The 696-nt window shown below is 51.0% G+C and carries 3 tRNA genes; all 3 read right to left on the bottom strand.

From position 1 onward, the window contains the following. Window positions 1-298: 298 nt before the first annotated feature. Window positions 299-374 (bottom strand) — tRNA-Ala (locus ACQY6C_RS14845). 3 nt (window positions 375-377) lie between these two features. Then, window positions 378-454: transfer RNA gene (locus ACQY6C_RS14840), tRNA-Ile, on the bottom strand. A gap of 21 nt (window positions 455-475) precedes the next feature. Next, a tRNA-OTHER gene (locus ACQY6C_RS14835) sits at window positions 476-564 on the bottom strand. Between the last annotated feature and the right edge of the window lie 132 nt (window positions 565-696).

Raw genomic sequence — 696 nt, 5'->3', positions numbered from 1 at the left:
CTTTACAGACAGTACGGATCTCTTTTTGCAACACAATTTATTACGCCGGACAGGTATGTAGTCAATATCAGTCTAGAATACACACTCGCCAATTAATCAGCAGTATTACAACTTTACTTTCCATCTTGTTAAAGAGCATCTGGCTGTAAAAACCAGTAAGCTGTTGTCTCGTACCACTTGCCTGACTGCAGAAGCGCAACTTCTCAATGACACTTCTTCGGCTCGAAACAACACCTGACTGACCTCTACGGTTCGCCTCAACTGACAAAGCAAACCCAGAGACAAAGCAGTGAAATAATGGTGGAGCCATGCGGGATCGAACCGCAGACCTCCTGGATGCAAACCAGGCGCTCTCCCAGCTGAGCTATGGCCCCAATTGGTAGGCCTGGGCAGACTTGAACTGCCGACCTCACCCTTATCAGGGGTGCGCTCTAACCAACTGAGCTACAGGCCTAAATTGCCCACTTCGCGACACAGCCCACCTTGGGCAGACTTGAACTGCCGACCTCACCCCCTTTTCATTTCTTAAGAGGGGGGTGCGCTCTAACCAACTGAGCTACAGGCCTGTCTTTTCGGTCCGGCCCGCACGAACATTCGCCCAGTGGACCTTCCACTGCTTTCCTTTCCATCAAGCAATGCGTGTGAGCACTCACGAAAGAACCGACATGTCGATTAAGGAGGTGATCCAGCCCCAGG

This window comes from Altererythrobacter sp. (genome assembly GCF_050299635.1).
Lineage (GTDB): Bacteria > Pseudomonadota > Alphaproteobacteria > Sphingomonadales > Sphingomonadaceae > Erythrobacter.
Note: the sequence above shows the minus strand (reverse complement) of the source record. Positions and strands in the feature narration are given on the sequence as shown.